Origin of the sequence: Arthrobacter sp. efr-133-R2A-120, from assembly GCF_030209835.1 — a bacterium.
Classification (GTDB): domain Bacteria; phylum Actinomycetota; class Actinomycetes; order Actinomycetales; family Micrococcaceae; genus Arthrobacter.
The window spans coordinates 27958-52297 of sequence record NZ_JARVRF010000009.1; the positions used below are offsets into that span (position 1 = coordinate 27958).

Annotated in this window: 30 protein-coding genes; 13 read left to right on the forward strand and 17 right to left on the reverse strand. The window is 62.3% G+C overall.

Going from position 1 to position 24340, the window contains the following annotated elements; all coding sequences use genetic code 11:
• Positions 1 to 21 precede the first annotated feature (21 nt).
• Both QRN52_RS05885 and QRN52_RS05890 read right to left on the reverse strand, forming a co-directional pair.
• Positions 22 to 318, reverse strand: a complete 297-nt coding sequence (locus tag QRN52_RS05885) for a hypothetical protein (protein ID WP_269993600.1) — start codon at positions 316 to 318, stop codon at positions 22 to 24.
• 160 nt (positions 319 to 478) lie between these two features.
• Positions 479 to 667 (reverse strand): hypothetical protein, encoded by a 189-nt coding sequence (locus QRN52_RS05890; protein ID WP_284751921.1) that lies wholly within the window; start codon positions 665 to 667, stop codon positions 479 to 481.
• 455 nt (positions 668 to 1122) lie between these two features.
• Between QRN52_RS05890 and QRN52_RS05895 the strand changes: the two genes are divergently transcribed.
• Together QRN52_RS05895 and QRN52_RS05900 are read left to right on the forward strand one after the other, a co-directional pair.
• A complete protein-coding gene (locus QRN52_RS05895) occupies positions 1123 to 1383 on the forward strand; it encodes a hypothetical protein (protein WP_284751825.1) in 261 nt (86 codons plus the stop codon).
• 489 nt (positions 1384 to 1872) lie between these two features.
• The gene (locus QRN52_RS05900; RefSeq protein WP_284751917.1) at positions 1873 to 2748 is read left to right on the forward strand and encodes an Ltp family lipoprotein; all 876 of its coding nucleotides are present in this window, start codon (positions 1873 to 1875) and stop codon (positions 2746 to 2748) included.
• Positions 2749 to 2757: 9 nt separating this feature from the next.
• On the opposite strand, the gene QRN52_RS05905 is transcribed toward QRN52_RS05900, so the two are convergent.
• Positions 2758 to 4056, reverse strand: coding sequence for a flavin-containing monooxygenase (locus QRN52_RS05905; RefSeq protein ID WP_284751826.1), 1299 nt, complete (start codon positions 4054 to 4056; stop codon positions 2758 to 2760).
• Positions 4057 to 4251: 195 nt separating this feature from the next.
• On the opposite strand from QRN52_RS05905, the gene QRN52_RS05910 reads away from it, so the two are divergent.
• From QRN52_RS05910 to QRN52_RS05935, 6 genes are all read left to right on the forward strand, one after another.
• Positions 4252 to 5430 carry a hypothetical protein gene (locus QRN52_RS05910; protein WP_284751827.1) on the forward strand — a complete coding sequence of 393 codons (1179 nt, stop codon included), beginning with the start codon at positions 4252 to 4254 and terminating at the stop codon, positions 5428 to 5430.
• A 95-nt stretch (positions 5431 to 5525) separates the two neighbouring features.
• Positions 5526 to 6299, forward strand: coding sequence for an SDR family NAD(P)-dependent oxidoreductase (locus QRN52_RS05915; protein WP_284751828.1), 774 nt, complete (start codon positions 5526 to 5528; stop codon positions 6297 to 6299).
• A gap of 66 nt (positions 6300 to 6365) precedes the next feature.
• Positions 6366 to 6725: a VOC family protein gene (locus QRN52_RS05920; RefSeq protein WP_284751829.1), complete on the forward strand. Its 360-nt coding sequence runs from the start codon at positions 6366 to 6368 to the stop codon at positions 6723 to 6725.
• Positions 6726 to 6908: 183 nt separating this feature from the next.
• Positions 6909 to 7322 (forward strand): SgcJ/EcaC family oxidoreductase, encoded by a 414-nt coding sequence (locus QRN52_RS05925; protein ID WP_284751830.1) that lies wholly within the window; start codon positions 6909 to 6911, stop codon positions 7320 to 7322.
• Positions 7323 to 7409: 87 nt separating this feature from the next.
• Positions 7410 to 7745, forward strand: coding sequence for a YciI family protein (locus QRN52_RS05930; protein ID WP_284751831.1), 336 nt, complete (start codon positions 7410 to 7412; stop codon positions 7743 to 7745).
• Positions 7745 to 8995 (forward strand): RNA polymerase sigma factor, encoded by a 1251-nt coding sequence (locus QRN52_RS05935; RefSeq protein WP_284751832.1) that lies wholly within the window; start codon positions 7745 to 7747, stop codon positions 8993 to 8995. The genes QRN52_RS05930 and QRN52_RS05935 overlap by 1 nt, the downstream gene beginning before the upstream one ends.
• A gap of 78 nt (positions 8996 to 9073) precedes the next feature.
• On the opposite strand, the gene QRN52_RS05940 is transcribed toward QRN52_RS05935, so the two are convergent.
• Positions 9074 to 9442, reverse strand: a complete 369-nt coding sequence (locus QRN52_RS05940; RefSeq protein WP_284751833.1) for a VOC family protein — start codon at positions 9440 to 9442, stop codon at positions 9074 to 9076.
• 54 nt (positions 9443 to 9496) lie between these two features.
• On the opposite strand from QRN52_RS05940, the gene QRN52_RS05945 reads away from it, so the two are divergent.
• Together QRN52_RS05945 and QRN52_RS05950 are read left to right on the forward strand one after the other, a co-directional pair.
• Positions 9497 to 9949: a MarR family winged helix-turn-helix transcriptional regulator gene (locus QRN52_RS05945; RefSeq protein ID WP_284751834.1), complete on the forward strand. Its 453-nt coding sequence runs from the start codon at positions 9497 to 9499 to the stop codon at positions 9947 to 9949.
• Positions 9950 to 10034: 85 nt separating this feature from the next.
• On the forward strand, positions 10035 to 10646 hold the full coding sequence (locus QRN52_RS05950) for a VOC family protein (protein WP_284751835.1): 612 nt from the start codon (positions 10035 to 10037) through the stop codon (positions 10644 to 10646).
• Positions 10647 to 10750: 104 nt separating this feature from the next.
• Here QRN52_RS05950 and QRN52_RS05955 read toward each other — a convergent pair whose 3' ends face one another.
• From QRN52_RS05955 to QRN52_RS05965, 3 genes are all read right to left on the reverse strand, one after another.
• Positions 10751 to 11524 (reverse strand): ABC transporter permease, encoded by a 774-nt coding sequence (locus QRN52_RS05955; RefSeq protein ID WP_284751836.1) that lies wholly within the window; start codon positions 11522 to 11524, stop codon positions 10751 to 10753.
• Positions 11517 to 12305, reverse strand: a complete 789-nt coding sequence (locus QRN52_RS05960; protein ID WP_284751837.1) for an ABC transporter ATP-binding protein — start codon at positions 12303 to 12305, stop codon at positions 11517 to 11519. Before QRN52_RS05960 ends, QRN52_RS05955 begins: the two co-directional genes overlap by 8 nt.
• Positions 12306 to 12388: 83 nt before the next feature.
• Positions 12389 to 12799: a VOC family protein gene (locus tag QRN52_RS05965; protein WP_284751838.1), complete on the reverse strand. Its 411-nt coding sequence runs from the start codon at positions 12797 to 12799 to the stop codon at positions 12389 to 12391.
• A gap of 113 nt (positions 12800 to 12912) precedes the next feature.
• Between QRN52_RS05965 and QRN52_RS05970 the strand changes: the two genes are divergently transcribed.
• A complete protein-coding gene (locus QRN52_RS05970) occupies positions 12913 to 13896 on the forward strand; it encodes a helix-turn-helix transcriptional regulator (protein WP_284751839.1) in 984 nt (327 codons plus the stop codon).
• Between the two features lie 60 nt (positions 13897 to 13956).
• Here QRN52_RS05970 and QRN52_RS05975 read toward each other — a convergent pair whose 3' ends face one another.
• The 3 genes from QRN52_RS05975 to QRN52_RS05985 are packed head-to-tail and all read right to left on the reverse strand — an operon-like array spanning position 13957 to position 15427.
• Entirely contained in the window at positions 13957 to 14721 is a 765-nt protein-coding gene (locus tag QRN52_RS05975; protein ID WP_284751840.1) for an alpha/beta fold hydrolase, read from the reverse strand.
• Positions 14722 to 14768: 47 nt separating this feature from the next.
• Positions 14769 to 15161, reverse strand: a complete 393-nt coding sequence (locus QRN52_RS05980) for a type II toxin-antitoxin system VapC family toxin (protein WP_284751841.1) — start codon at positions 15159 to 15161, stop codon at positions 14769 to 14771.
• Entirely contained in the window at positions 15158 to 15427 is a 270-nt protein-coding gene (locus QRN52_RS05985) for a type II toxin-antitoxin system Phd/YefM family antitoxin (protein WP_284751842.1), read from the reverse strand. The genes QRN52_RS05980 and QRN52_RS05985 overlap by 4 nt, the downstream gene beginning before the upstream one ends.
• 290 nt (positions 15428 to 15717) lie before the next feature.
• Between QRN52_RS05985 and cspE the strand changes: the two genes are divergently transcribed.
• Complete coding sequence (gene cspE / locus QRN52_RS05990) at positions 15718 to 15921, forward strand: transcription antiterminator/RNA stability regulator CspE (protein WP_028266315.1); 204 nt, start codon at positions 15718 to 15720, stop codon at positions 15919 to 15921.
• A gap of 418 nt (positions 15922 to 16339) precedes the next feature.
• Here the strand turns inward: cspE and QRN52_RS05995 are convergent, their stop codons facing one another.
• Positions 16340 to 17038 carry a hypothetical protein gene (locus QRN52_RS05995; RefSeq protein WP_284751843.1) on the reverse strand — a complete coding sequence of 233 codons (699 nt, stop codon included), beginning with the start codon at positions 17036 to 17038 and terminating at the stop codon, positions 16340 to 16342.
• 904 nt (positions 17039 to 17942) lie between these two features.
• Here QRN52_RS05995 and QRN52_RS06000 point away from each other — a divergent pair.
• On the forward strand, positions 17943 to 20288 hold the full coding sequence (locus QRN52_RS06000) for a helix-turn-helix transcriptional regulator (RefSeq protein ID WP_284751844.1): 2346 nt from the start codon (positions 17943 to 17945) through the stop codon (positions 20286 to 20288).
• A 33-nt stretch (positions 20289 to 20321) separates the two neighbouring features.
• Here the strand turns inward: QRN52_RS06000 and QRN52_RS06005 are convergent, their stop codons facing one another.
• From QRN52_RS06005 to QRN52_RS06030, 6 genes are read right to left on the reverse strand one after another with little or no spacing between them, the layout of a single operon-like run.
• Positions 20322 to 20954, reverse strand: coding sequence for an ABC transporter ATP-binding protein (locus QRN52_RS06005; RefSeq protein ID WP_284751845.1), 633 nt, complete (start codon positions 20952 to 20954; stop codon positions 20322 to 20324).
• Positions 20906 to 22435: a hypothetical protein gene (locus QRN52_RS06010; protein WP_284751846.1), complete on the reverse strand. Its 1530-nt coding sequence runs from the start codon at positions 22433 to 22435 to the stop codon at positions 20906 to 20908. The genes QRN52_RS06005 and QRN52_RS06010 overlap by 49 nt, the downstream gene beginning before the upstream one ends.
• A 6-nt stretch (positions 22436 to 22441) precedes the next feature.
• Positions 22442 to 22849, reverse strand: a complete 408-nt coding sequence (locus QRN52_RS06015) for a hypothetical protein (RefSeq protein ID WP_284751847.1) — start codon at positions 22847 to 22849, stop codon at positions 22442 to 22444.
• Between the two features lie 36 nt (positions 22850 to 22885).
• A complete protein-coding gene (locus QRN52_RS06020; protein WP_284751848.1) occupies positions 22886 to 23494 on the reverse strand; it encodes a hypothetical protein in 609 nt (202 codons plus the stop codon).
• Between the two features lie 10 nt (positions 23495 to 23504).
• The gene (locus QRN52_RS06025) at positions 23505 to 24044 is read right to left on the reverse strand and encodes a stage II sporulation protein M (RefSeq protein ID WP_284751849.1); all 540 of its coding nucleotides are present in this window, start codon (positions 24042 to 24044) and stop codon (positions 23505 to 23507) included.
• Positions 24045 to 24069: 25 nt separating this feature from the next.
• The gene (locus QRN52_RS06030) at positions 24070 to 24336 is read right to left on the reverse strand and encodes an uberolysin/carnocyclin family circular bacteriocin (protein WP_236816065.1); all 267 of its coding nucleotides are present in this window, start codon (positions 24334 to 24336) and stop codon (positions 24070 to 24072) included.
• Between the last annotated feature and the right edge of the window lie 4 nt (positions 24337 to 24340).

Genomic DNA, 24340 nt, shown 5'->3' on the forward strand with positions numbered 1-24340 from the left:
CAGTGATTCATTCCCCCTGGCTCACCAAGTAATCAGGACCCAATCGCCCGGAAGATCCCCATGGCTGAGAACGGACAGCGCAAAGGCACGGGCTTCTTCCACATCGGACCCCGCGTAGGACGACCACGGCACCTCCATGAACGTGCCGTCACTTGAGTAGTCCCTAATATCCAGCCCTAGGATCAGTCGACCTGAGTCTGCAAGTGCTTCGATGGCAATTGAAGCTAGGGATATCGGCCAACTCACTTCGCCGTTCGGGTCGCACCGTGCTGCACGTTGAAGATCTTGAGCAAGGAACGAAAGGTCCGGGATCGTCATAGCTGGATCATACGGAGGTGTCCCGGGGGAGTCACCCTCGAAAGTGCCCGCAAGCCGGTCGATTGCCGTGCCGCTGTAACCCGCCGGCCCGGCCCGCGGAATTGCTGATCACGGCCATGTACGCAAGACCCGCACGATGAAATGCACGATGACGGGGGGATTACTGCAACCATTTCTCACCGCCCGCCACTCGCCCCGGAACATACTCGGCATCCACGCCCACCCCGCCGACGATCGACGAGTAGTGCCCTTGCAACCACGGCAGCCCGAGCGCATACAGCCCCGGTTGCTCGGTGACGCTGCGGACGTGTCGCCCCTTGGCTTTTGGAAATTCCAGTTTTGGTCGCATTGAGCTCCGCCAGACGTTCAACGCTGAAGCCGCCGTCCGACGTCGCGATCCGCGTGATGTCCATGCCCGTCTGGACCGGGGCATCGATCCTCTGGGCATAGTCGCGGAAATAGTGAATGACCACTCAGGCAACTACCGCAACTTTTGGCATTCATAACTGCTAAAGAAGTAGCAGCCAATAATCGTAAAGTTCATTTTCAACTGCGCCTTCGTCGCAGCCGATTTCATACACGGGGAAGAAGCCAGGGAGCTGGCCAGTTGAGAGACTGCGTGTACAGAAACACTGGGGTTTCTGCTGAAGGACCGGAGGAGCATATTGCTGAACGCCCGACTGCGCGGTCCCGGCGATCAGCGCGGCGCCCCAAGGGACTCGGAATCGCGCATCCGTTGGTTCCTGCAGCAGACCATCGGGAAGATATAGCGACCTCAAACGCCAAGTTCGAACCTCGCCCGTCATGGTGAATGGCCTTGGTCGGGGACTTCATGTGTTGCGGGGACCGCTCGAACTGGCGCTGGAATCCATCGAGGACCATCCTGCCGGACGTCTGCCCTTGAACCGGCTGCCTCCCGATGGAACATGGTGCGTCGCTAATGACATTCATGCTCGCTCGGTGTTTATCGGAGGTTCAGCATCCCTGATCGGTGAAATACTGGGCGATCCTGATTTGGAGGCCTATTTCATCCGGCCCAATCACGCGGTCGACCCGGAAGACTAGGAATGAGGAAAATCCCCTCGACGCCCGACTAGTCCTGCCTGTTTCTTGGCGGGAAGCGGGGACCATTTCGGCCCAGGTTATTACCTGTGCAAAGCCTGTTCGAGTCCTGTGCAAATACTGCGCCAAGTGAAGCAGGTATCGACGCATGCTTAAACACGCGCGGATAAAGCGCAGACGTACTTCTGGGGGGGGGGGGGGGGAATACGACACATGGGCAGACCATAGCGCGCCTCTCTCAGCGCCGATCTTCATCGAATCACGGATGTAACCCGTCCAGCGGATGACAATCCCTCGCACCCACCATTCCCACGTGGAAGCCCCCTTCAAGGGCGTCCCTTTGAAAGGAACCTCAATGAGTTCAGCTGACCCCTTCGGCGCGCCGCAGCAGCCGCAGCCGCAGCCGCCCTACGGGCAGACCCCCGCAGGAACCCAGCCCTATCCTGGCGCGCCGGCACCCTATCTGGGGGCCCGGCCCTTGGCGGATACGGCATCAGTAGCAAGTCCTTCCTCGTTACTTGGCTCCTCTCCCTGCTCCTCGGCGTTTTCGGCGTGGATCGGTTCTACCTCGGCAAAGTCGGTACCGGCATCCTGAAGCTGTTCACCTTCGGCGGCCTCGGCATCTGGGCTCTCGTCGACCTGATCCTCCTGTTGGCGAACAAGACCCGCGACAAACAGGGGCGTCCGTTGGACGGTTATGACAAGCACAAGAAGGTGGCGCTGATCGTCACCGCCGCCTTCATCCTCCTGAGCATCATCCTGAACAGCACCCGAGCGGGCGCCGTCCAAACGTCTGCCACGACCACCCCTGCACCGAACATATCTGCCGCCACCCCCTCGGCGGCTACAGCGGCTGAGGTCGCTGCGTCTGCCAAGGCTTCGGCTGAGGCTTCAGCTAAGGCCTCGGCTGACACTGCCGCCAAAGCGAAGTCCGATGCTGACGCTGCCGCCAAAGCGAAGGCTGATGCCGACGCTGCCGCCAAAGCGAAGGCCGACGCTGACGCCGCAGCCAAAGCGAAAGCTGATGCCGCCGCCGCCGCCAGGGCTCAGGCCGAGGCGGCCGCCAAAGCGGCAGCCGGGACAGTCAGTCAGCAGAACGCTCTGCGGAAAGCTGCTGATTACCTTTCTTTCAGTGCCTTCTCGCGCACCGGACTGATCGGCCAGCTGGAGTTCGAGAAGTATTCCACGGAGGATGCAACCTGGGCCGTGGATCGCGTGAAAGTCGACTGGAACCAGCAGGCAGCTAAGAAAGCCAAGGACTACCTAGGATTTACTTCCTTCTCCCATTCCGGGCTGGTCGACCAGCTGATCTTCGAGGGCTACACGCCGGAGCAGGCAGAGTACGGAGTGAGCCAGGCGGGTCTCTGACGGTCGAGCTCACCGCCCTGCCACGCACCCCGCGACATACTCCGCATCAACGCCCACCCCGCCGACTATCGACGAGTAGTGCCCTGTCAACCACGGCAGCCCCACCACATATAGGCCCGGACATTCGGTGACGCCGCGGACATGTCGTGGGTAGCTCCATGCGTCCAGGACAGGAATGTCCACGAAGCTGAGGGCGAGCTGGTAACCGGTGGCCCAGAGCACCGAGGTGATGTTCTCGGCGGCCAGGTTGACCCGCGCCGGCGAGGCGACAGGAAGCCAATCGTCCACCGGCGCCGGCAAAGCCGCAGGTGCATCGATGCCCGCGGCGGCGATGTAGGCGTCGAGGGCCCTGCCCATGCGCTGGCCGAACCCGGCCTCGACTGTTGCCAAGCGTTCGGGGAGGTCGTCCGTGAAGGTGAGCTCGCCGTCGTCGGCTCCTTCCAGATGCCCGTGAAGCCGGACCCCCTGGCGGCCGAGTTCGCGGAGGTGGATATCGTGGCCGCCGTCGGTGCCGGAGAGCAAGGGGTTGCAGGCGAATCGGGCCGCGGGGGAGGGCAACTGCCCGACCGTCAGGGCGTTGATCCCGTACTCGGGCCCGTGGATTCCAGCTTGCAGGAGCCAATAGAGGATGTCGTGCCCGCGATACCGACGCGGCGCCTCCGGACACGTCGACACCGCCAAATGCACCTCACGCCCGGCTGCGAGCAGGTCCTCCGCGATCTGCCCACCGGACTGCCCGGTCCCGACGATCAGCACGGCGCCGTCGGGCAGCTGCTCCGGATTGCGATAGTCGTGCGTGTGAAGCTGCAGGATGCTCTTTGGGAGGCCGGCCGCTAGTGCCGGGATTTTCGGTATTTGATATGCGCCGGTCGCCAGCACCACATTGCGTGCCCGCCAGCCGCCGTCGGACGTTTCAACGCTGAAGCAGCCATCCGACGTCGAGATCCACGTGACGTCCGTGCCGGTCCGGACCGGGGCGTCGATCCTCCGCGCGTAGTCGCGGAAATAGTCCACGGCGTTGTCACGCGCCATGAACGCTTCCGGTTCCGGCCCCGTATATGGCATTCCCGGCAGGTCCAGCGAGAAGTTCGGCGTGTTCAGCACGAATGCGTCCCAGCGATCCTGCCACGCGCCACCCAGCGCGGGCCGCCGTTCAAGGATCAAGTGCTCGACGCCGGCCCGGCTGAGAAAGTAGCTCGTGGCCAGTCCCGCTTGGCCTCCACCGACAACGAGCGTATCGATTTCGAGGGGGCGGTTCTGTTGTGCCGCTCTGTTCTGTTGCGCGGCTCTGGGCGGGGCAGTCTCCATGAGCGATCCTTCCGGTCCCTTGGCAGAACTTTACGCCCAGAGATTCAGGTGCGGGAGCCTGAAGCACGGGCATCGAGACGCGAGTGCAAGGTTTTGTCGAAGAATTGCCCAAGATTCGTCAATCGCCCAACCAGCTGGGGCAGCTTATGGAAGCATCGTGCTCGGGGCCTTTCCCGTTGGATGTTGGGGGTAGCGATGTTCGTTCCGAATTCCGATGATCACTTCCGCGAGGATGACCTTCCAGCCCAGATTCGCGCGCTACGGATGCCGCGTTGGGCTGGTGCGGTCCTAGGTGCTGGACTCGTGGTGATCGCTGTGGCAGCGGTGGCTGGCTCGATCCTCGTCAACGAGAGCGACAAGACGATCATCCCGTTTTGGGTCGAGGCGCTCATCCTGGCGGGAGCAGTAATTTCGGCGATTTCGGGTGCTGTCCTGCTCTGGTATGCCGGGGAGTGGGTCACGCTCACACGGGACGAGGCGATCGTGACGAAGGCATTCTTCGTCCAGGTCCGTGTCTCACGCATGCAGCTTGAAGACTTCCACGCCTACCTACACCAGTACGCCACTCGCGGGGGAGTCCAGTACCGCATGGTGCCGACCTTCACCACCAAGGACCTGTACGACCGGCTTCGGGACCTGCCACTTCCATTCCTGTCCTACTGGAACCCGGCCGGAGGCACGGAAGCTCCCTTACCGCCGCGCGCCGCGTATATTGAGGCCTGGACCCGCGCGGGCAGCAGCCCTTACTCGAGAACCATGCCCGCCGGCGTCGTACCCTACACACTCTCGATGCACCGGCAGGCTGTACGCACGGGCCTACGGCGCCGTGCGCTCATGTGGGCGATCCTCCTTCCGGTCGTCTCGATCGGGCTCGGTCTAAGCCTCGGCGTCGGACTCGGACCTGTCTCCAAAGCCCTGGGCCATAGCCGCAGCAACCTCGACAACCGCAGCGTCGACGCCCAAACGAACCGCACCGGCACCCGCGACCTCGACGACGCGCTCACCCCCGCCGTTACCTCCTTCCAATGGCGTGCGATGGTGTATCCGGCGACCGGCACGAGGGATTTCACCTTCTTCCCGACCATACGGTCCCTGCCGTCGGCGCCGTACACGGTCCGATACTTCATCCGTGACCCCGCGCAGCACGGCACGGATCTCAGTGTCCCGGAGCAGAAGTACGGCCGAATCGTCTCGCAGGGGACAATTTCCGTAAAGAACCCCACGATCGAGTTCACGCTCGACCACGACGACAGCACCTTCACGTTCGAGGTCTACGTCACCGACGACCACGGGCACACCACGCTCGACTCGGATCTCTACAGGAACCTCGCCGCGCTTCCGGCATCGACACCCACTCCTATGCCCACACGCTGAGAAGCCCGGCGATTCAGGCGCGGGAGGTGGACAGCGCTGACAGCCCCGTGGTTGCGTGGAACTTGTCGGCATGGCCGCCAACGGAAGGAACAACAGTGAGCAAGCTAGCACTTATCACGGGCGCCAGCTCCGGAATCGGTTGGGCATTCGCCGAACGCCTGTCCGCCGACGATTACGATCTGGTGATCGTGGGCCGACGGCAGGAACGCTTGGACCAGTTCGCCGATTCGCACCCTCAGACCAGGGTCAGGACCGTCGTCGCCGATCTATCCACGACGGCGGGTATCGACGCCGTCGCCGAGATCTGCGCTACCGAGCCGGTGACGATGCTCGTGAACAACGCCGGGGTCGCCCACTACATGCCCTTCGCCGAACTTCCCGCCGACAAGGCCACGGAACTCGTCAACGTCAAGGTCCTCGCCCCCACGATGCTCAGCCGTGCAGCCATCCCGGGCATGCAGGAACGCGGCGAGGGCACGATCATCAACGTGTCGGGCATGATCGCCTTCGGCGGCCCCGCCCCGCACTCCCAGATGCCCCGCCGCGTCGTCTACGGCGGGAGCCTGGCGTACCTCGTCGCGATGTCCCAGACACTCAGCGCGGAGCTGAAGGGCACCGGAATCACGGTGCAGGTGGTGTGCCCGGGAGTGGTAGCCACCGAGTTCCACGAACGCCAGGGCATGGACTTGAGCATGATGCCGCGGATGAGCGCCGCCGACGTCGTCACTGCGAGCCTGCGCGGGCTGGAACTGGGCGAAACCGTCTGCGCCCCGGGCGTAGAGGACGGCGGAGTCCTCGACGCAGTCTTCCAAGCAGACCTCGCCGCTTTCGGAGCGCAGAGCCCGGAACTCGCCACGCGGTACCGCTAATTCGGGCCGCAATTCCGACGGACAAACTTGGTGCGGTTCTCCGGAAACGGTCCTAGAGTGTTGGCCATGGCTATCGCACGCTTCCCCGTTGTCGTACTCGATTGTCCCGACCCCAAGACCCTGGCCGAGTTCTACAGCGCCCTGCTTGAGTGGAAGATCGAGAGGAACGACGACGACTGGTGGTCCGTCCGCGCCGAGTACGGCGATTCGCTGGCTTTCCAGAAAGTCGACTCTTACAGGGCGCCACAATGGCCCGGCCAGGACGTCCCGCAACAGATGCACCTCGACGTCGTGGTCGAGGACCTCGACACCGCTGAGGCGGCTGTGCTCGAGCTCGGCGCGACCAAACACGAACACCAACCGGGAACGACATTCCGAGTGTTCCTCGACCCCGCGGGTCATCCTTTGTGCCTCTGCCTGGACTGATTTGAATGATGGGGAGGGCAGGCGCTGTCCTCCGCCGGCCGCCGCTGATAGTCGGACAGTAGCTCCGCTGCGGTTTCCGTGTAAAAGTCTGGTCACAGTTGTCGATCTGTGCTTGTGGCGCGCGTCGTATAAGTAAGGGCCCGAATGGAAGGCCCTACTGACAGCGACGAAAGGAACAGGCCAATGTTGGAGAACGAGCCCACCGACGCTCAGTCCGAGGCGACCGACGAGGTCCGCAGCCTCTTCGGCGAGATCTACGCCGCATGGGCAGACAATGATGCGGATGCTTTCGTGGCATCGTATCGGGACGACGCCACGGTGGTTATGCCGCGGGCGTATCACCGCGACAAGCAGGAAATCCGGAGTTCCATGGCCGCCGGCTTCCAAGGTCCGCTCAAAGGTTCCCGGGCGGTCGATGAACCTCTGAGTATCCGGGTTATCGGTGGCCACACGGCGATCGTAGTCAGCAGGGCCGGCATTCTCATGGCGGGAGAGGCCCAACTCCCCGTCGACCGCGAAGTCATTGCCACGTGGGTATTGGTTCGAGAGGATGGGCGCTGGCTCGTCGCCTCGTATGCCAATGCGCCGGCCCACTGAAAAACGTGTCGAAGAGCCGAACCCGCAAGGTGTTCGGTGTTGATGGAGCGAAAACCCAAATCAAAGTTCAGACGAAGGGACTGCGAAATGTCAAAGTATTTGGTCCTGATCTTCCAGGATGAGGTGGCTACGAAAGAAGTCGCGGGCGAGACGGTGAGCGCCGACTACCAAGCGTTCATGCAGCGCCGTGGGCGGTCTCTGCTCGGCGGGGCCGCACTTGAGCCGGCGGAGACGGCGACGTCCATCCGGCGCGACGGGTCCGGTGGATTCTCGGTGACGGACGGCCCCTTCGCCGAGTCGAAGGAGACGCTTGGCGGCTACTACCTGATCGAGGCCGCCGACCTCGATGAGGCGCTGGAGATCGCCAAGGAGGTTCCCGCCGGCGCCGGAGTCGAGGTTCGGCCCGTGCGAGTGGCAAGCTGATGCCGGCCGCCAGCTCACAGGTCGCTGCTGCGGTCGCGGAGGCGCACCGTCGGGAGTGGGCGTTCGTGTTGGCGGCCACCATGCGTATTGCCGGTGATATCGACACAGCGGAAGAAGCCGTACAAGATGCGTACGCCAGCGCATTGTCGACGTGGGGTACGCGTGGCATCCCGGAGAACCCGGGAGCGTGGCTCACCGTGACCGCGCGGCGAAGGGCAATGGACATGCACCGACGGGCCGCGACGGCACAGCGGGCGCTCCCCAAACTTCTCGACCCGGAGGTGCAGTTGCTCGACGACCCCGGCCGCGAGACGGAAGACATCACCGATGACCGGCTGCGGTTGATATTCACGTGCTGCCACCCCGCCCTCGCGCTTGACGCTCAGGTCGCCCTGACGCTGCGCCTTTTGTGCGGGCTGTCCACGGCCGACGTCGCGCGCGCGTTTCTGCTCCCGGAGGCGACGATGGCTGCGCGGATCACCCGGGCGAAAAAGAAGATCGCGGCCGCGCACATCCCGTACCGCGTGCCGGCGGCGTCCGAGCTGCGCGAGCGTGTCGACGGCGTGCTGTCCGTTGTCTACCTGGTGTACACGACCGGGCACACCGCCCCATCAGGAGCGAACCTGATGCGCAGAGATCTCGCCGAACGAGGCCATGAGCTGGCGAGAATGCTGCGCGTCCTGCTGCCCGGCGACCGCGACGTCGCCGGGCTTCTCGCACTCGTGCTGCTCACCGACGCCCGCAGGGGCGCGCGGCTCGATGAGCACCGTGAACTCGTGCTGATGGAGAACCAGGACCGATCAAAATGGGACCGATCGGCCATTGATGAAGGGGTAGCGCTCCTGCGCGAGGCTTTGAACCTACGGCCGCCGGGCCGTTTCGCCCTCATGGCGGCGATCGCTGCCGTCCATGACGAGAGCAAGTCGTGGTCCGACACTGACTGGCAGGAGATCCTGGGTCTCTACGACCTGCTCATGGAGACGTGGTCCTCTCCGGTCGTCAAACTTAATCGGGCCATCGCCCTCGGCTTCGCGGTCGGCCACGCGGAAGGTTTGGCCGAGTTGGATGCGCTCGGAGCCGAACCGCGACTCGCCCGATACCCGTATCTTGCCGCTGCACGCGCCGACTTCCTGACCCGGCTGGGCCGTTTCGACGAGGCCCGGGTTGCCTTTGAAGAGGCGCTAATCCTCACCGAGAACGACACCGAACGACGCTACCTCCGGTCCCGACTGAGTGAACTGATGGAATGAATCCAGCAGGCACCGATCCTTCGGGCATCCCCGCCGGCGGCGCAATTTGCCGGTCCGAAGGGCCACCGCTTGCGCGGGTCAGGCGCGGTCGTGGAGGGTGATTTGGTATCCGTCGGGGTCGGCGAAGGTAAAGGTACGCCCGAATGGGCCGTCGAACGGTTCGACCACGATTTCGGTACCGGCCGCCGCTATTTTGTCATGGATCGTTTGCGTGTCCGTGGCGTGCAACCACAATCCGATGCCGAGGCCGGGCTGTGGCGTGGAGGCAAGGTTGACGCCCGGCGCCAGGTCCCGGACTGCGAACGCGACCGGTTTGGTGTCAAATACCACCGCATGCGGAGGCCCCGCCTGGGAACGGGTCAGCCCGAGATGTTGCTCGTAGAAAGCGGCAGACGCTTCAAGGTCGCGCACTTGGATTGAAACGAAGTCGGGTCCGGTGGCCGGCATGAGGAGCTCCTTAGTGTCAGTTAGTTGACACTAAGGGTATGTCAGAATATTGACATGAGTCAAGACGTCACAGGGGTCAACCTCGATACATCGCTCGGATATCTCCTTAAGGAGGCGGCCAGTGCGCTTCGCACCGCAATGGAGAGTGTGTTGCGGCCGCTGGGCATGAGCATCACCCATTACGCATGCCTTGAGCTCCTTGCTCAGCGGCCGGGGCTATCCAACTCCGAGCTCGCGAGAGGCGCCTTTGTGTCTCGACAGTCGATGAACGTTCTGTTGCAAGCGCTGGAGCGTGAGGGTCTTGTTTCTCGCGCAACCGAGGCTTCGGTCGGCCGGATACTGCCGACTGAACTGACGGCGCATGGCCGCCAGCAGCTCGAAGCCGCCAGTGCTGCAGTCCAGGCTGTGGAGGACACCATGCGCTCGGGCCTCACTGGCGAAGAACAGAAACAGCTTCAGGCCATGTTGAGGACATGCGTCGCTTCCCTGCAAGCGGCCAGCCAATAGAATCGGTCAGGATCGGAGAAGCGGTCGATGGGGCCTCGGCATAAAGTCGAAAGCACAAAGCAACCCACTCACTGGAGGACCTGCCATGACCGCCATCGAATCAGTCACCCTCGAAGTTCCTGACCCCGCGGCCGCCACCGCTTTCTACGACGCCGCCTTCGGATTAGGCCCGCGGGTGCGCGTGCGGGCCTCGGATGCTCCTACTGACGGCTTCCGGGGGTTCACGCTGTCGCTCGTCGTGTCGCAACCGTCCACCGTCAGCAGCCTCATCGATTCCGCTGTGGAAGCCGGCGCCACGACGCTCAAGCCGGTGGCGAAGTCATTGTGGGGCTACGGCGGCGTCGTACAGGCTCCGGATGGCACGATCTGGAAGGTCGCGACGTCGGCGAAGAAGGACAGCGGCCCCGCCACCCGGGAGGTCGACAAGATAGTGCTCCTGGTGGCGGTCGCGGACGTATCGGCGAGCAAACGGTTCTACGCCGACCGGGGCCTTTCCGTGGGGAAGAGCTTCGGCAAGTACGTCGAGTTCGCCATGCCGTCGAGTCCCGTCCAGCTCGGGCTCTACGCGCGCCGCGCCCTCGCCAAGGACGCCGGCGTCTCTCCCGACGGTACCGGATCGCACCGGCTCGCGATCGGCAGCGACGCCGGCCCGTTCACGGACCCGGACGGGTTCGCGTGGGAGCCAGCCTCAGCGTGAGGCGTTAATGCCGGGGCCGTCGCCAGTAGTCCATCGGCCCGGTGGCTTGGATCGCAACCAGCGCGAAGCATCGGAAGCGGGCTTCGATTTCCTAAGTAGGGGCCCTACCGCGATTCCCATCGGAACCAGCGGATTCCGATGAAGGCGAACACCGCGACATAAGCGACGCACGCCAGGAGCGAGCCGGTGTCCTGGCCGCTCCATGCCGACTGGTTCAGAACGTCCGAAAAGAGCGTCATGAGGGCTCCGACTGGAGACCAGTCTGAGATTTCCTTGATCGTGTCGCCGAGGATGCCGGTTCCACCGAGGACGCCGAGAAGCAACAGGGCGATCATGAGCAGCCGGCCGATCGCGCTGATGGCGTTGGTGGACCGGATCAAGCCGACGAGCGCTTGTCCGATGGCCAGGAAGACGGCGGCCCCAAGAATAGCGACGGCGATGACCAAGAGGTACTGGCCAACGTTCAGTGTCAGGCCGTGAACGATTGCACCGACGATTACCACGATGACGGAAGCGATCAGATTGGTGGCCACCTGCACGATGAGGCGGCTGGTCATGATCATCCAGTTCGGTGCCGGCGTGACCCGCAGCCTTTGCAGCACGCCGATGTCCCGGTCGTGTGCCAGGGCCAGCGTGAACCCGAGCAAGCACGACGTGAGCAGGCCAAGGGTCAAGGCCAAACCGACTATGAGGGCGGATCCGCCTAGCCGCGATTGCCCTTTGCCGAAGGTTGTGGCCACGAGGATCACGATCGGCAGCAGGGCGCTCAACACAAGTGAGGTCTTGCTGTTGAGCATCACAATGGTGTCCGCGCGGAGCAGCGAACGCATCCCCAGGCCCATCGGCGGGCGGGCGGTATCGACCCTGGCGTTAGTCACGGATCTCACTTCCTGTCAGACCGATGAAGACGTCTTCCAGGGTGGGCGCACCGTGGGCCACTGAAAGCACGCGCGGATCCTCCCTGTGCTTGTCGATCAGCTCCGAGGGCTCTCCGACCGTGAGGAGTAGCCCGTGGTCGATGATCGCCACCCGGTCGCACACGGCCTGCGCTTCCTCCATCGAGTGTGTGGTGAGAAGAATGCTGTTGCCTTCGCCACGGAGTTCCTCGATGCGACGCCACAGTCCACGGCGCGCCTGCGGGTCCAGCCCGGCGGTTGGCTCGTCGAGCAGCAGAAGAAGGGGGTTGTGGATCGTGGCAATGAACAGCGCGAGCCGTTGCTGCTGTCCACCTGACAGCTGCTTGAACCTCTTGCCCAGTTCCTGTTCGAGTCCGATGGCCCGCATGCTCGTACCGATCTGCTCACGCGAGAGTTTCACTCCGTAAAGCCCGCCGTAGAGCCTTGCGATCTGCTGAATGGTCAGTTCGGCCTGGAAACTGGAGGACTGCAGTTGCACCCCGAGGCGGGCTTTCGCGTCCAGAGGCTCTTCTTGAACGTCGATTCCGTCCACCAGCAGCCGCCCGGATTTCGGCTTGACCAAGCCCTCGATGGCACTGAGTGTGCTCGTCTTCCCTGCGCCGTTCGGACCCAGCAGGCCGAAGATCTCACCGCGATGAATCTGAAAACTGACGCCGTCGACGACGGTCCGCGCACCATAGGCGACCCGCAAGTTGCTGACGTCCAAAACCGGCGGGTGTGCCGGCATATTCACTTCACTCATCGAGCCGTATCCCTCTCAGGCTGGCCGAGCCGCCCATGGCAGGGCGACGTTGCGATGAGTCTATATGCGGGAACCTGAGGTTTTCATGGGAGCCGAGGAGTGTCGAATCGGGCCTGTGCTACCTCGCTGATCGGTGTGAAGAAGTTGATCAGGTTTCCGTCCGGATCCCTGACGAGGAGAGAACGGTTACCCCAGGGCATGTCCGTCGGCTCATTGACGAACACTTCGACGACATCCTGAAGAGCCTTATAGGTGGCGTCGACGTCGTCGACGAGGAAATCCAAGATGATGCTGTGATTCGCGCGAGCCTCGGCGGCATTGTCTCCGAGCAACGGCACTGTGGCTGTGCTTGCGAAGGCTAGCGTGCCGAATGGGGTGCGAAGCTCGGCGAACAACGGGTGAAGCCGCACGCCCGTGATTCCGGTGGCTGTTTCGTAGAACGCGACGAGCGCGTCGACGTCGTCGGTGATGATGCGGGTGGCTGTCAACTGCATTGCTGTCTCCTCCTGTTGTGAACGTGAATTCGGCCCACGAACCTGGCCATGGACATGACGGTACCGGGTATACCGGGCGAAAACCGCCCGGTATTTTGGCGATAATGGGTGTCATGGCCGACACAACCGCGCGAGCGTTGCAGTTGCTCGAGCTTCTGCAGTCAGCGCAGCTGCGCACTGTTGCCGAGCTGGCAGAACGCCTCGGCGTTGACGAGCGGACGGTTCGCAGAGATGTGGCGCGACTGCACGATCTGGGACTGCCCGTCGAAACGCTGCGAGGGCGCTACGGCGGTTACCGGCTCGCGCCCGGCCAGCGCGTCCTCCCGCTCATGTTCAGCAATGAGGAAGTGGTCGCGGTCTTTCTTGGGCTTGCCCGTGCGAAGGCGGCGTCACACGAACCCGGGATTGCCGCACAGACTGCCCTGTCCAAGATCAAACGAGCATTGCCGATCGCTGACGCGAAGCGGATCGACACCCTGCTCGGGGTGATGACGCGTACATCCCAGCACGGGGGAGCCGCTCCCGACCCTGCCGTGATGTTGACCCTGGCGGAGGCCGTGAACCTTCGACGCGTCCTCGACGTGCGCTACCTTAGCGGCGACGGCGTCCCGTCGCGGCGGACGATCCACCCCTATGGCCTGGTCGCGCACTCAGACCGGTGGTATCTCGTTGCGTTCGACATGGACAAGCAGGAGGAACGTACGTTCCGGGTAGACCGGATTCGAACGGCTCGGTCGATACCCGGAACCTTCGAGCCGCCGCAGCAACCCGTGGAAGGTCGCCTCCTCGACCTTTTCGCCGATGCGGACTATCGATGGCAGGTCGTGCTGCGAATTCGAGAGACCGAGGACAACATCCGGGCACACCTGCCGCCCAGTGTTGCTCGACTCGAAAGACTGGACCGTGCGGCAGACCAAGCGAGCGCAGACTCCCTGCCCTGGCATCGGGCAGAGATCCACGCCCAGAACCTCGACTGGCTACCGTCCGTCATTGCGGCGCTCGACTGCGAGGTGGTGATCGATCGCCCCGACGAACTTCGAAACCGGGTGAGGGCTGCAGCGACGAGGATGCTTCACTCGGCCGGTGACGATCAATGATCAACCCGGGCATGTTCGCAGCGGGCGATCCGCGACGAGTCCGCTGAGGGGGCGTGTGTCCTAGACAACCCGATCCGCACGTTCCCAATGCTCCCGCAGCAACGCTCCAAGCCGGTCGGGTTCGATCCGGTGCGGGGGATCGAAGTGGTGGCGGTCCGGGAACACTTCGAGGCGGAAGTCCTGGAACACCGTGGACAAGCGCTCGGCAACCTCGCCATAGTCGTCCGGGTTGCTCAGGCCGCCAAGGACGAAGAACACCGGCCGGTCGAACGCGGCAAGCCGCGCCCTGTCCAGGTCGTAAATCTTGAAGTCCCGCAGAAACGCCCTGATCCCCGCCGGCCGTTTGGCCATCCACGGCGGCGGTCCGCCTTCGGGCGGTGGCGGAAGGACGACGTCGGGCTTCACTCCCAGCCTCATGAACGCGGCCATGAACTGATCAGGCGGCAGCGATTCCAGCGCCTCGTATTCGTTCCAGAGTTGGGTGTGCGCGGGACTCCAGTCCCAGCTTCCCGCCCATGCGGGCTCCAGGAGCGTGAGGCTGAGCAGTCGCTGTGGATGCTTGGCGGCGAACGCCAAAGACGCTGCCCCGCCGCCCGAATAGCCGAGCAGATGGAACGTTTCCCAGCCGCGGGCGTCGGCCTCGCGGAGGACGCCCTCGATTTCGGTGTCCAGGTTCCAGCCCGGTGGCGGCTCATCGCCGTCGTACAGTTCCAGGTCCTTCGCGACGGCGTCGACGTCGGGACCCAGCGCTTGGATCAGCGCCCCATAGGCGGGTTGGGCGGGAAGAACGCTCCCCGGAAGAAGGACCACCCGAATCGGCTCCATGGCGGAACTCTACGCCGCTTGGGGCGCCAAGGGAGGGGAAGGAAGGACTATTTTCCGGGGGCGAGGACGGTGACGCCGGCGTCAAGGGCAGCGGCGAGAAGCGCGCCGTCGTAGGCCACCAGCAGATCAGTTTGGAGCCTGATCGCGGTAGCCAGATGGATCGCGTCTGCACTCCGCAGCCTGCCGGGAAGAGCGGCAGCGTACATCAGATCGGAACGGGCAATGTCTACCAGGTTGATGCCGCTCAGGACGGTGTTGACCGGCTCTGCGCCCAGTCCCCGTCGCCGCGCCGCGCAATGAAGCTCCGTATATAGCAGCATCGAAGCTACGAGGCGGTGTCCTGTCGCCGCGGACGTCGAAAGATACTCAGCGAGGGCAACAGATTCCGGTTCGTCGACCAGAAGCTTGAGGATCGCCGAGGAGTCCACATAAGTGATCACCGATCGCCACGCAGGTCTGCCAGCATGTCCGAGGTGCCCATCTCACTCTTGATGCGGGTCACGAGCCTGAAATCCACGGGACTCTCAGCAGCAGGGCGGACGCTGCCTGACTGCAGCAGCCTTTCGAACGGCGAGGCGGAAGGCGGAATGAGTGTGGCCGCAATTTCCCCATTATTTGTCACATCGATGATTTCGCCGTTTTTGACGCGCTCCAGAATCTTGCTGCTGTTGTTGCGAAGTTCGCGGTGCGGGATCGTAGTCATCATTACCTCCGTAGCAATCGTAGCACTTGCCGGGATTCTGGCTTCGACCGGTAGTTGCCGCAGACCGCAGGAGAGCCAGTTCGCGGCGCGCGGCAGATGAAGGATTTTGAGAAATAGTAGCCATCCGTCCAAAGGCCTGTATGCTTGTAGCTGTTGTTGTGTTTGGCATTTGGTAGTTCAGGCAGTTCCCGCGGTTCATCAACCGCGACCTTCTGAAGTAACGGTGGAGAACACCCCACACCGGAGGCCCGACAGTCGGGACAACCTCCACCTTCAGTAAGGAAACTGAAAAAATGGCTACAGGTATCGTCAAGTGGTTCAACTCCGAAAAGGGCTTCGGCTTCATCTCCCCGGAGGATGGCAGCCAGGACGTTTTCGCTCACTACTCCGCAATTAACTCGGGCGGCTACCGCTCCCTCGAAGAGAACCAGAAGGTTTCCTTCGACGTCGAGCAGGGCCCCAAGGGTCCCCAGGCAGTAAACATCCAGGCTCTCTAAGCTTCGGATTTCAAAAAGCAGGGCCGGTCATTGACCGGCCCTGCTTTTTTGTGCCCTGTTTTTGGGTTGGGGTGACTAGGAAGCACTTCGTGACGCGCAAATAGCCTGGAGATGCGCTAGATCCCTGTCGACACCTGAATACGGGTGTCGACAGGGATTTGGCGTGTCGCCCAGCTTTTGCTGTAGCGCTCCGTCCCGGGCCGGTCATGTCCGTCCCGGGAGCGTCTCCGCTGAGATGACGGATTCCGCTCAATCATTCGAATGGACAAATTCCGGGCCCCGGAATCACTGGACGGGCAACTTCGGCGGAGAGAATGATCCAGCAGAATCCGACGGTGTTCATAGATCGAGGAACCAGCTTCACCCGCCAACACTGGGAAGCAAGCCCTTCCCATACGCACGTTTTGTCGTATAACCCCTATTTCTCGCAGCCGATGCCGTCGCCGTCGTTGTCGAGACCGTAGATGTCAGTCCCGATCACCTTCACCGGGCCACGCACATAGGCAGGCCCATTGCCTTTTCCTCCCGCGCAGTCGACGTCTGAAGCAATCGGAACGCAAGCCCAGGCATAGTTGGGGTCACAGCCCGACGGCGCTGCGGGTGCCGCTTGCTTTGCGGCCGCCGCCGCCGCCGCTGCGGCTGCTTGCGCCGCTTGTGCTGCGGCAGCATCGGCGTCTGCCTTCGCCTGGGCCGCAGCCTGAGCTGCCGCTGCATCGGATGCAGCCTTGTCAGCAGCGGCCTTGTCAGCAGCCGCCTTGTCGGCCGCAGCCTTGTCTGCCGCCGCCTTCGCCGCCGCTGCGGCGCGAGCGTCCGTCACTCTCTTGGACTCTGAGCGTTCCATCCAGACCAAAGCGCCGGCGTCGGACTTTGTGCAGATGTATTCCTTCGGCGAATAGCTCTCCGTTGCGTTCTCCGTCACGCAGGACACGGACTTCGGCGCGGTGGGTGTCGGGGTTGGGTTGGGAGTGGGTGTCGCCGATGCGGATGCCGACGCAGATTGCGTGACGCCCGCTTGGGAGGTTGTTGGGCCGGCTCCGCCGCATGCGGCAAGGGAGAGCGCTGCGGCTGTTGATGTGACGATGGCAAAGACCTTGAAAATAGCTTTGCGGGATTTCAAGAAGTCGTGCGACGCGTGCTTTATTGCCCCATTGTTTTCAGGCGCGCGAGTATTCATTTATTGCCCCCATGATTCAGTTCTTGATGCAAATGTCAGCAGATCTTAGCATCTGAAATGCGAGAAAAGAAGGAGTTGTCCACATAGCTGAGAGGGCCTCTTGACAGGGTCTTCAGAATCAGGGCGTCTGACTCAGATTAGAAACTGTGTTCGATACCAGAAAAGAAGATTCGAATAAATATCCACATGCGCGAGGTTCGATCTAGAGGCGGCCACGAAACCCCCGTAGCGTCGTATACAAGAGACCACCACCAGGAGAGCCATGGAGAAACCACTGCCAAACCTCACCTCCTTGGACGCCGGGGGAACACTGAGTTTTCATCGGCGCACACGTAGATGCGGAACAAAACCCCACGTCGGCACACGTAGACGCCTCCCCGCGCACACTGAGTTTCGCCAAAACGACACTTAGACGGCGGTTTCGGACTTTACGGTTTCCCTTGGAACGAGGTTCGTCAGCGCACCCCGGGGGGATTCCGTCGGAGTGCCTGGGAGTCCGCCTGCCAACGCCCCGCTTTGGGCAGGAAACAGTTGAATCGGCTGGACCTCGCGCCACCCAGGGCCCGGAGAGTGCTGGATCAGCGCATCAGAGAAAGTTGGATCGCGAGTGTTCGATCAAGAAGTTCGGCGAACGCTGGACTACGTTGCTCGCGGAATGATGGTTCGAATTGTCGGCGCGCCTGGCAGCGGTCGCACGAGTGTCGCACAAAAAGCTATCGCCGATCTGGAAAATACCGGAGCAACGGTTTATTCCATTTCGGGACTCCGCTCACATCGCGGAATACCATTTGGTGGAATACATAGCCTGAGCCTGGATATTCGAATAGGGCAATTGGGAGTTCTGGGTGTGGCTGACACCCTGGCAAGCCGCCTCTCCAGGCCGGGGGAGCGCGTGATCGTAGTCGACGACCTCGAGTTCGTCGACACGGAGACTGTAGCGGTTCTGGACGCCGTCCGGCGTCGGACAAAACGGCCCATGATCGTCACCATGAGCGAGTCTTCCATCTACTCGATGGCACAGCCTGCGGTGCTCAGCCCCGGCCCGGAAGCCAGGGTTCAGCTGAATCCGCTTCGCTACGAGCAGGTGAACGAGCTCCTGACCGACATTCTGGGAGCTCCGGCGGACACCGACACCACTGCCCGGATCCTGACGAAATCGGCAGGGAACCCGCGGCTTGTGGTTCGTATCGCGGAAACGGCTTCGCTCAGTGGCTTGATTGTCCTCCACCATGGTCAATGGCACATGACGGGCGACACTCTGTGGAATGAGCACCTCCATGGCACGGTCGAATCCCTCCTCGAAGGACTTGAACCCGACGAACTCACGGGCCTTCAAGCCATGGCCATCGCCGGGACGACGCCCCTCGATGTGCTGCAACAGGTAGTCCATTCCGACGTTCTCGACAGGCTCGAACAGCGCGGCCTCGTTTCCGTCATTGAGGATCTCCACAACACGGTCTGCGCTTCGATCACGCCACCCGTCCTGGCCGACTACTTCCGTGGTCAAAGAGTGCTCACAAGCAGGCGGGTCCTGAAGAGTCGAATCGCCCGAGCCCTCAGTGGTTTGCCACAGGAATCCCACGTTGAAGTCAACTCGGCCGATTCGCTGCTGAGGGTTCTGGCCGCGCTGCGCCTTGAACGGAGCTCCGACGACGCAGCCACGGCGCGCCATTTTCATGAGCAAATCTCCGTCCTGGAGCGTCAGCGCTACGAGCTGTGGAATGCCGACAGATCGGTATCGAATGCCGTGGCACTTCTGATGGTCTACTGGGGCTCTCCTATCGACGCATCGAGAATTGAGCGTGTCCTTGCCCAGACCTTGACCTCGGAAGGAGAATCCTGCGATCTCCTGTTCCTGGCATTTACCAAAGCGCTTTGGGCGATCCATCAAGGCAAAGGACTGGATTCTGCAGCCGCCGTCCTCAGGAGCTTCGGGGCGGAACGTCCCAAATGGTCCGCCGAAGCCGAAGCGGCGGAGCATTTCCTCGTGGCGTCCTACGACCGAATGCCGGAGAATCTCGACGAAATCTTCGCGCGGCTACACGATCGTCACCCTGAGAGCGGTGTCATATCCAGCATCCGGGGCATTCTGGAACTTTACCGATTCAACCCGTCTGCCGCGCTCAAAGCCATCGCTACTTCAGGCGGATTAAGAGGCATTCCGGGAATCGAACCGTTCATCCGCGGTATGGCTTTGTTCAGCTCGGGGCGGATTGAGGAGTCAATTGTTTTTGCGCTTGACCAGCGCGCAGAAGCTCGCCGCAACCTCGACCAACTCGGGATGATTACCAACACCTATGTGGCCGCCCAGGCCTTGATCTACCGCGGCTATTTCGACGACGCCGAGTACCTCATGGGGAGTGTCTTTGCCATGGGGCGGCCAGGCTTCCTGGTGGCTTCCCTCCACGATGCCATGCTCAGGCTCGCCGGACTGAGGACGGCGACGTCCGCGATCTTGCCTGCAGCGACGCTTGCCACCCAGGCGCGGCGCGAAGCTGAAGAGATCGGCCCGCTCCCCGGGACCGCGAGAGGAGTCTACGAGCTCGTCGCCGCGCGGCCCCTCATCCCGGCTGTATTCGACGGGAAAGCCGCGAAACTCATTCAACGGCAGCTCGAACGTGGCTATGTCCTCGAGGCGATCTATTCCGCCTTGTTCTTCACGTGCCTTCTCCCGGGCCGCAAGGTACTCGAACTCCTTCGGCAGACCTTGAAAGAGTATGCCCCCTCCACTTCACATGATCAGCTTTTGGCAATTGCCGCTGCCGTGGTGGAGGACGACCACCAAATGCTGGGCGCGTTGCTCGAGCATTACGAGCCCGACGCCGATTTCTACCAGGTACGGATGCTGCTCCGCGGTGCTTTCAAGCGGTATGCATTCGTGGACGACACCATCGGTGCGGCCGCGATGGACCGGGCGTACTCCATCTTCGCGACACGATTTCCATCGCCGGATGAGCCTGTCGCGTTTAGTTCCGGAAGCTACTCGCCCCTGACGGTCCGGGAAATTGAGATAGCAGCCCTCGCAGGTCATCGCTCCAACCCTGAGATTGCCGAGCATCTGGGAATCAGTATCAGGACCGTCGAAAGCCACATCTCCAACGCGCTGCGCAAGACGGGAAGCCCGTCCCGCACTGCCCTCTTCGACCTTGTCCGGGATTCGTCTCCGTTCCGCGAGAAACGGCTTTCCGAGTGATCCGGCGTTGTGGGTCTCTGTCTACAACGTTGCTTACTCCTGCTTGAAGACGAAGGAATGGCTAACGGCCAGCTGTTCCGGAACCGTGTGGGAGATAAGGACGACTACTTTGTGCTGTGCCCACTCGCCGAGCTCGCCGATCAGGGCCTCGATGCCTTGAACATCCATGCCGTTGAAAGGTTCATCGATGGCGACTACGGGGGTGTCGGCGACGGTGCACATGAGCAGCCAGAGCTTCCGGATATTGCCCGTGGACAGCATGGAGGCGGGCTGCTCCGCCCAGTCCTCCAATCCGTATCTGGCCAGTCGGGCGAGTCCGGCCTCCGGGCCGAGCTGACGGCTGCGGGCGGCAAGAGCCAGATGATCGTGAACGGTCATGGAGGGGTAGAGCGCCGGCGTCGTACGGCAGACGCTCCGTACGTGGCGCGCATCGGGAGAGCCGGCGTCGATGCCGCAAAGACTTACGCTTCCGGCCCAAGGTTGGAGGAAGCCGCTGATGAGCTCCAGGAGAGTCGACTTCCCGCTGCCATTGCTGCCGGCCACCCGGTAGAGCCCCGGCCCGTTCATGCTGAGACTGAGTCCGTCCAGGACGGGTGAGCCTTGCCGGTAGCCGGCGGTTACAGAATCAATTTCGATCGAAGCCTCAAAAGACGTTGGTGCAGGCATGCGGCGGCTCCCAGGATCAAGAGGATGGAATAGCCCAACAACAGCACGGTGCTGAACTCGGGGCTGACAATAAGGATGAGCGAGCAAGGAGAAATCAGGAGGAGTGTGAAGAGACCGTCCATCACATCATTGGACTTGGTGCCGTCAGTGGTGGTTGGCGGACGGGAGACGGATTCCGCGACGACTCCGGACGCTGCGACGATCAAGCCCGCGAGGACAGCGCCAGGAGCCGGAATGTCCAGCGCGAGAAGTGCCCCTAGGAAAACAAATCCACCAGTCGCCGCCCCTGCCATGACGTAGATTCCAACGAGCCGGACGACGATCGCAGTGGCGGAGAAGCCGTTCTCCCACGCGAAACGGTAGTGGTACAGCTTCGCTGTGGGCCCGATCCGATAGAGCGTCGGTTCCGTGACCCCAAGGCCCAGGAGCACGGCAATACCAACCAAGGATTTGTGCAGATCCCCACCGCCGAGAGTCGAGTCGAGGGGGAGGATGCCCCTAGCTCCCAGAAGGATGCCAACGACGGCGATCCAGGCGAGGACGATGGTGGTGATCACCGAGCCCTGTTTGCTGCTCAACAGATCGGTGACAACGAAAAGCCCGAAGCTTTTCACCGCTCGTTGACCGGTCCGCCGTTCGGTGCTGAAGGAAATCCTGCGGTAGCTGAGGCGGCGCCACGCGTGGAGGCTGAGGAGGATCAATATCGCGGATTCAACGACCGCTAGCAAGCACAAGGCAGGAAGGAAGCCAGAGGGGTCCTGGTCGAGGCCGTCCAGCCGGGAGAGCTGAGGCACGAGGAATCCGGTGGCAGCCCCGAGCAACAGCCCGAGGATGAGAGCCAAGAGGCAGTACAGCCAACGGAGGCCTATCCGTCGTGCAGGTGTTGAAGCGAAATGGAGGACGCAGTAGACGCACGCACAGGTGGCGAAAGCCAGGACGGTGACCGAAGCAACCACGACGTTGAGGTAGCTCGACGATTCCTCGAAAAAGACTAAGAGGAATACCGCAGCTGAATACCAAAGGATGCCTGTGCGGCGGAGCGTCGGGAGCAGGCCGTATCTCACCACAACCTGCGGGAGAGGAAGTTCCATCGCACGGAAGAGCTCCAAGTGCGGACTGCCGGACACCGCCAGCCGTCGGCTTGAAACTACCTCGGTGAGCACTGTCGCGCCAGCGGAGTAGAGGATCAAGAGGAATCCCCAATTGAGTACGGTGGCCGTGTCATGGCGGAGCGGGCCGTCGCGGAGAACAGCCATCGTGGACGCGAACACGAGGGTTCCGAGCACGATCATGGCTATCGATCCGAAGATCGCGAGGGCCCTGAAGCCATCCAGCGTGAGCGGCAAACGCATCGCGTTGGCGATTTCGAACGCGCGGAAGTCCCGCAGGGTTCGGTAATCGGACCCCCGGACCGACCCGGCAGGGGTCTTGGCGTTCGACATCTGGCCTGTGACGGCGACGGGAGAGACTTTGGTCCCCATCAGCGCCTAGAACTTGCTCCGCGGACTCTTCTTCTGGACCGAGTCCATGAAGGCCACAATGGTGAGGACCGCAAGCCCGAGCGCACAGACGGCGGCGACGGCCGACGTCGTTCCCTGGAACGGGACGACTATTACGGGACTGAGAGCAGCCGCGTTGGCGAAACCGGCGACGGCGAAAACGGCCGCTTTGAGCGGTAGCCATTTCCCGGCCGGGCTGAAGGCCGCAATCAGCGGTACGGACACGCCGAGGACGAGAAGTACGGTGACGGTCGTGTTCTTCAGGGCGAGGGGATCTATGTTCTTGAGGCCTTCCGGGGCAGGAGAAGCCCAAATCAGGCCGAGGGAAATGCAGGAGAATGCGGCGACCATGAGGCCCACAATTCGTAGAAGAAGGCTGTAGAGCTGAGTAGTCATTGATAATTTCTGTCCGTGGGTGGTGGTTGAGGAAGGTCAGCCGATGGCGACTATTGTTGACAGACCAATGGCCGAAAGCACAACGAGGATCTTCCTGCCTGTGGAAAACCCCCGCCAATGTCGGTAGAAGATCGCCAGGGCAAGTACGGCCATCGAGGGGAAATAGGCCCAATATCCGGGGACTTCCCGCGGTTGGATGACGCCGAACACCACGCTGAATAGGTTCACGGGGATCGTGGCGAGAATGGCGATCACAAAGAACGCCCCGATATTGACGCGGCCCGCGAGTACCGATTTTCCCGGAATCACCCGTTTGTCCAGGAACGCGGCGAGGGAGAAGTACAAAGCGATGATCACCGCGTAGACAAGGAAGAACAAAACGGTGCCGACGGTCATGGAGAGACTAAGCAGGCGATCGTCGCCGATTTCCGAACGCACGTCCGCCGGGACGTTTGCGTTGAGATACTTTCTGGTCAGGGGAAGCCGGAGGGCTACCAAAGCCATGAGCAGAATGTAGCTCGCGATCCACAGACCGCGGGACGTGGAAACCCATTCCTTGGCTGCAGTTGGCTCGGGCCGCAAACTTCCGACCTTCGCGACGCTGATGACGGTCTCGGACTCCCGGCCGTCTTCCGTGCTGGTCATGAAATCCTCCTCAGGTCTTTAGCTGAATCACGATGGCCTCAATGGCGGCACCGAGGACTATCAGGGCGATGGCAATGAGCAAAGTGCCGAGGGAACGGGCCATGTCGTCGATGAACGACCTCAGGGTTGGAGGCTCGTTCTTCATCAGCAGCCTGCGAGCCAGGCCGGCGGCGGGCTGGAATCCAGCGGTCGCCGCCATCACCAGGCCGAAGAATTCGAACGGGACATACCAAATGACGTCGGCAACCAGGCCGGCACCGCCGACGGAATGCACTCCGAGGGACACCGTCGCCCCGACATACAGCGCCAGGATTCCGGCTCCGATGAGCGTAGTGAGCCCAAGGGTCGCGACTCCGGAATACAGCACCAAGGCCGCGCCGACGTTCCGCCCGAGGATCTGGAGGAAATCTTTGCTGTAGAGGGGGCTCCCACCCATATCCCTCGCGTCCCGAATCCAGGACAAGTCCACGGCCGAGTAGCCGAAGATGGCTATGGCCGCCATGGCCAAGCCCGTGCTTGGGAGCAACCATCCAGGGATGCTCCCAAGCACGCGTGCTGTCTTAGCAAGCATCGAGTTAGGCGACCGCTTGCGCCCGGCCGATGCGGAAGAGGATGCTTCGAGCCGTTGCGATCAGGGCACCCGTGATTCCTGCCCCGAATATTGTGCCGATGACAACGAGAGCCCAGCCTCCGACCTCGATGGCGTGCATGATCTGGGACGCCGCCGCGGCAGAGATGCCAAGGGACCCCGCGATCCATGAAACGGCCAGGCTCGCACCGAAGATCCCAACCACAGCCAGCGCCGCGGCTGCCGCAGCCTGAAGCCCGGTCCTTTTCGTCATTGTT

What these genes read in the sequence shown, in the direction of transcription:
- QRN52_RS05885 (WP_269993600.1), bottom strand. Translation starts at nt 318, where the DNA reads ATGACGATCCCGGACCTTTCGTTCCTTGCTCAAGATCTTCAACGTGCA.
- QRN52_RS05890 (WP_284751921.1), bottom strand. Translation starts at nt 667, where the DNA reads ATGCGACCAAAACTGGAATTTCCAAAAGCCAAGGGGCGACACGTCCGC.
- QRN52_RS05895 (WP_284751825.1), top strand. Translation starts at nt 1,123, where the DNA reads ATGGTGAATGGCCTTGGTCGGGGACTTCATGTGTTGCGGGGACCGCTC.
- QRN52_RS05905 (WP_284751826.1), bottom strand. Translation starts at nt 4,056, where the DNA reads ATGGAGACTGCCCCGCCCAGAGCCGCGCAACAGAACAGAGCGGCACAA.
- QRN52_RS05910 (WP_284751827.1), top strand. Translation starts at nt 4,252, where the DNA reads ATGTTCGTTCCGAATTCCGATGATCACTTCCGCGAGGATGACCTTCCA.
- QRN52_RS05920 (WP_284751829.1), top strand. Translation starts at nt 6,366, where the DNA reads ATGGCTATCGCACGCTTCCCCGTTGTCGTACTCGATTGTCCCGACCCC.
- QRN52_RS05925 (WP_284751830.1), top strand. Translation starts at nt 6,909, where the DNA reads ATGTTGGAGAACGAGCCCACCGACGCTCAGTCCGAGGCGACCGACGAG.
- QRN52_RS05930 (WP_284751831.1), top strand. Translation starts at nt 7,410, where the DNA reads ATGTCAAAGTATTTGGTCCTGATCTTCCAGGATGAGGTGGCTACGAAA.
- QRN52_RS05935 (WP_284751832.1), top strand. Translation starts at nt 7,745, where the DNA reads ATGCCGGCCGCCAGCTCACAGGTCGCTGCTGCGGTCGCGGAGGCGCAC.
- QRN52_RS05940 (WP_284751833.1), bottom strand. Translation starts at nt 9,442, where the DNA reads ATGCCGGCCACCGGACCCGACTTCGTTTCAATCCAAGTGCGCGACCTT.
- QRN52_RS05945 (WP_284751834.1), top strand. Translation starts at nt 9,497, where the DNA reads ATGAGTCAAGACGTCACAGGGGTCAACCTCGATACATCGCTCGGATAT.
- QRN52_RS05950 (WP_284751835.1), top strand. Translation starts at nt 10,035, where the DNA reads ATGACCGCCATCGAATCAGTCACCCTCGAAGTTCCTGACCCCGCGGCC.
- QRN52_RS05960 (WP_284751837.1), bottom strand. Translation starts at nt 12,305, where the DNA reads ATGAGTGAAGTGAATATGCCGGCACACCCGCCGGTTTTGGACGTCAGC.
- QRN52_RS05965 (WP_284751838.1), bottom strand. Translation starts at nt 12,799, where the DNA reads ATGCAGTTGACAGCCACCCGCATCATCACCGACGACGTCGACGCGCTC.
- QRN52_RS05970 (WP_284751839.1), top strand. Translation starts at nt 12,913, where the DNA reads ATGGCCGACACAACCGCGCGAGCGTTGCAGTTGCTCGAGCTTCTGCAG.
- QRN52_RS05975 (WP_284751840.1), bottom strand. Translation starts at nt 14,721, where the DNA reads ATGGAGCCGATTCGGGTGGTCCTTCTTCCGGGGAGCGTTCTTCCCGCC.
- QRN52_RS05985 (WP_284751842.1), bottom strand. Translation starts at nt 15,427, where the DNA reads ATGATGACTACGATCCCGCACCGCGAACTTCGCAACAACAGCAGCAAG.
- cspE (WP_028266315.1), top strand. Translation starts at nt 15,718, where the DNA reads ATGGCTACAGGTATCGTCAAGTGGTTCAACTCCGAAAAGGGCTTCGGC.
- QRN52_RS06005 (WP_284751845.1), bottom strand. Translation starts at nt 20,954, where the DNA reads ATGCCTGCACCAACGTCTTTTGAGGCTTCGATCGAAATTGATTCTGTA.
- QRN52_RS06010 (WP_284751846.1), bottom strand. Translation starts at nt 22,435, where the DNA reads ATGGGGACCAAAGTCTCTCCCGTCGCCGTCACAGGCCAGATGTCGAAC.
- QRN52_RS06015 (WP_284751847.1), bottom strand. Translation starts at nt 22,849, where the DNA reads ATGACTACTCAGCTCTACAGCCTTCTTCTACGAATTGTGGGCCTCATG.
- QRN52_RS06020 (WP_284751848.1), bottom strand. Translation starts at nt 23,494, where the DNA reads ATGACCAGCACGGAAGACGGCCGGGAGTCCGAGACCGTCATCAGCGTC.
- QRN52_RS06030 (WP_236816065.1), bottom strand. Translation starts at nt 24,336, where the DNA reads ATGACGAAAAGGACCGGGCTTCAGGCTGCGGCAGCCGCGGCGCTGGCT.